General features: G+C 33.4%; 4 protein-coding genes and 1 pseudogene. All 5 read right to left on the bottom strand.

Annotated elements, in window-relative coordinates; genetic code table 11:
* Positions 1-361: 361 nt before the first annotated feature.
* A complete protein-coding gene (locus tag HNR53_RS23025; RefSeq protein WP_184530523.1) occupies positions 362-904 on the bottom strand; it encodes a hypothetical protein in 543 nt (180 codons plus the stop codon).
* 201 nt (positions 905-1,105) lie between these two features.
* Positions 1,106-1,519: pseudogene (locus HNR53_RS23760) on the bottom strand (DUF6678 family protein).
* A 129-nt stretch (positions 1,520-1,648) separates the two neighbouring features.
* The gene (locus HNR53_RS23020) at positions 1,649-2,224 is read right to left on the bottom strand and encodes a hypothetical protein (RefSeq protein ID WP_184530521.1); all 576 of its coding nucleotides are present in this window, start codon (positions 2,222-2,224) and stop codon (positions 1,649-1,651) included.
* Between the two features lie 130 nt (positions 2,225-2,354).
* Positions 2,355-2,777, bottom strand: a complete 423-nt coding sequence (locus tag HNR53_RS23015) for a hypothetical protein (protein ID WP_184530519.1) — start codon at positions 2,775-2,777, stop codon at positions 2,355-2,357.
* Between the two features lie 173 nt (positions 2,778-2,950).
* Positions 2,951-3,340: a DUF6843 domain-containing protein gene (locus tag HNR53_RS23010; protein ID WP_184530517.1), complete on the bottom strand. Its 390-nt coding sequence runs from the start codon at positions 3,338-3,340 to the stop codon at positions 2,951-2,953.
* Positions 3,341-3,442 lie beyond the last annotated feature (102 nt).

The following is a 3,442-nucleotide window of genomic DNA, read 5'->3' as shown; positions in this document are numbered from 1 at the left end:
ATTCCAATACGACCATCCATTAGAAATGCTTTGAGTCCATTCACCCTGTTCAGGGTGTATTCAGCGGCTTTCGCAAGGGCATTTTTCCCGTAAAAAAAGGGTGATTGGATTTGAAGGGCCACTTAACCCTCCTTTTAAGTTAATTCGTATGACTATTCGTATACCTGGAGAAAAACATACTAAATACAGTGTGGTTGCTTACACGCATCGGTATGTTTCTGACAAAGAATTAGATAAATTAATAAAATATACTGATTAAGATTGTCTGGAATTATATTCCCCTTTTAACTATCCCACCCAATAGTTAACGGGTGCGACAGCTTTGTTCAGCTATCACACCTGTTAGCACAATAAGAACAGTTCAAATGTAATCCTCAACTATAATGGTAACACTACTAAATAATTTATCACCAATATAGGCATCTAATGCCCAAGTGCCACTTTTAGTAAATTTCATAGATGTTGGTGCATGGTTATTAGCTCCATTAAGGGGGCCACCCATGGGAGCATCTTCTACTAACTCAATTTGTTCAGATGTGTCTTGGTGAACTGCTTTTACTGTTAGTGTGCCATTTACTTGTTCGGCAGTTCCCCAAAAAAACCAAATATGTTTTTGAGGTTTATTTACATAAAATTTATCATTTTCATCAAATGTAACTCCTATGAGATTTGGTTTTCCAATTAGCTTTGTATTGTCAATTTTAAAATGTTCGCTTTCTTTCCAATCACGTTCTTCTCCGACAATATCTTTACCACTTTCTTTTGTGGTTTCCTCAACATTAGGTTGATTATTTACAGATTTTTTTGGTTTATCCTGTTCAGCTTCATTTTTAGAAGAACAGCCTACTAATGCTAAAAGAAATATTACCCAAATAATGCAAATACCCCTTTTTATGTTAACCACTTTCCTTTCTGTTCAAAGGTTCCCCCCATTCCATTAATTTCTATATTTCATAAAGAAATCCTTCCAAATCCCTCTAAATCATTTTAGTTCAAACTGCTCGTTAATGACGAAGCGAGCGTTCCTGTTTATTACAGAAACGTAATCCGTTTGGTCAAGTACACTTTTTCACAAAGAAAACAACTAAATACTGTACAATTTTATCTAACTAAAAATATCCGTACTCCTTACGTAACCATATATTCGGATTGCACTGTATTCGGTAACAAAAGGAATTTTCAGTTTTTTGAGCAATTGTATGAATTCATCTGTGTAATCTGTAACTTTAGATTCCAACAGCCGTCCATTAGAACTTGTGTATTTCGGATTTACTCTAATCCATTCTACGGCAAAAAAAGGGTCAAGCCCTTCATCCCAATCTCCCGAATACCAATTTTCTTCTCCAAAATCTTCAGGATTAGGGTAATCATCAAGTAAAAACTTTACCTAAAAAGAAGGAGTCATTGGGAATTCCTCAATTACAGCCGATTGTAACCCTCTCCATTTCGAATTATTCATTACCGAGCTTAACTGTCGTTCATTTATTGCCTGTTGAACCTTATTCTTGTAGTCTTCCACTAAAATGATGTCCTCCTTGTTTAGCTAAACTGCTCCGTTTGTTAATAAGCGTCTGCAATATTTTGCAATCTCCCCGTTAGTGCAACAAACATTAAGAGTTAAATAATATAGCCAAGATTTGAATATGGCTCAATTTTTACCTCTTATTTTTGGAAACTTATTAATATAGGTTTCTCCACCAGCAATTAGTTCTTTTGTTTCAACATCATATACCGCACATCTTCCTCTAAACTCTCTATCTGTATCTTTAAAGGAGTAGAAAAAATATACCTGTCTATCTGGACTAATTGCCTGATTATACTTTATTTTTATATCTGGGTGGGTATTAGGAATTCCATTTCCATCCCAAGTTATATAATTAAATTTTTCTACCTCATGAAACAGTACCTTTTTTCTAAAATTTACTGATGCATCGGGCATGTCTTTAAAAAGAGCAGTATCCATGTTTCCAAGTTTATTCTTATGTTGTTTATAAAACTCATAATGTTTTCTATAAAACTCCTGATGAACAGGATAACTCCTTTTCCTTAATGCCTCATAAAATTGATCTATAGTTTCATCAAAAACTCTCCCCCTATTTGCAGGATACAGATATTCAACTTTATCTGAAGGAGTAGCTTGCGAATAAACAGGATTTCCCAATACCATGAAAAGACTACAAGAAAATATAAACATATAAACACTAATTAAGAATCGATTTTTCATTTAGGTTACTCCTTTTTAAAAGTAATGTGCCCTAAATGTTCTTTAATTAACCCGTTAGCCATCCATGAAGCATTTCTTCACCACAGAGAATGAAGGTTAATTACGTTCTTTCATGGTAGTTCAATAAAATTTAAACTGCTTCCTGATATATTTCTGATTTTATCGGTTTTAAAATCAAAGGTATTTTAAACTCCTGAAGATTTTCTATATGACTTAAAAAATCATCTATATTATCATAATCCATTGACCATTCTCCTATTTCTAAATTACTTAATTCATCTGTTGGTTTAAATAAAAATTCACAGTGAAGTTGTTCCATATGAGAATACTCATCTTCTTCATAAATAGTAAACTGCCTTACAAAATCAAGGTGAAATAGTGCTTCTCCAGTAAAATCATAAACACCGCATTGAAATAGGATTTCTTTATCCTCTTCTCCCTCAACTGGTTCTTTGCAAAAAGCCTTAAATGCTTCCCAAACCTTTTTTATATCATCAGTATCTTCACCAATCTTATGTTTAAGATAACTTTCGGCATTCATAACCGTAATCATCACAAAACCTCCGATATTATTATGTAATTATTCGTGATCAACTAAACTGCCCCGATAATCAAAAAGCGTCTCTTCCTGTTGAAGAAACGCTCTCCGTTAGCCATTCATGAAGCCCTGCTTCACCAAAGAAAATGAAAGTTAATTACGTTCTTTCATGATAGTTAAGTATCACACTAATCTTTTTCAATTATTATGGTGTGTATTATTTGCTTACCTTCTTCACTACCAATCCCTGAATTAATGGTTTCACCTGAAATTACGATCCTCTTCCCATCATCATCGATATAAAAAAATTTATCAGGTGCTATACCGTATTCAGGTTCATTTGTTGAAGTCTTTAAAACCCCTGTCTTTGGAATGTTGTAAACAATATAATTGCCTTCTTTAGTTAGTTTTGCATAGCCCTCTTGGTTATAATGAATTTCTATATGGGTAACACCCTCTGGAATTAAATAAAGTCTTGGAGTTCTTTCAGCATCTTGATTTTGGATTCCAAACCAAATAACAAAAATGATCATTACTAATAAAGGTATTACAGAAAAAGATAAATATTTAATTTTCATATCCTCTCCTCCCTCTATAAATGCTGATTTATCAACGGTTTAAGCCGTTGGTGGGGTGTCAAAAAAATATTTTTCGACACGGCCTCTAACAATATTTTGATA

Origin of the sequence: Bacillus benzoevorans, assembly GCF_014207535.1 — a bacterium.
Classification (GTDB): Bacteria; Bacillota; Bacilli; order Bacillales; family Cytobacillaceae; genus Bacillus_BD; species Bacillus_BD benzoevorans.
This window is presented reverse-complemented; position numbering and strand designations above follow the sequence as displayed.

Coding starts and splice junctions, on each gene's coding strand:
- HNR53_RS23020 (WP_184530521.1), bottom strand. CDS start 2,224: ATGAAAAATCGATTCTTAATTAGTGTTTATATGTTTATATTTTCTTGT.
- HNR53_RS23015 (WP_184530519.1), bottom strand. CDS start 2,777: ATGATTACGGTTATGAATGCCGAAAGTTATCTTAAACATAAGATTGGT.
- HNR53_RS23010 (WP_184530517.1), bottom strand. CDS start 3,340: ATGAAAATTAAATATTTATCTTTTTCTGTAATACCTTTATTAGTAATG.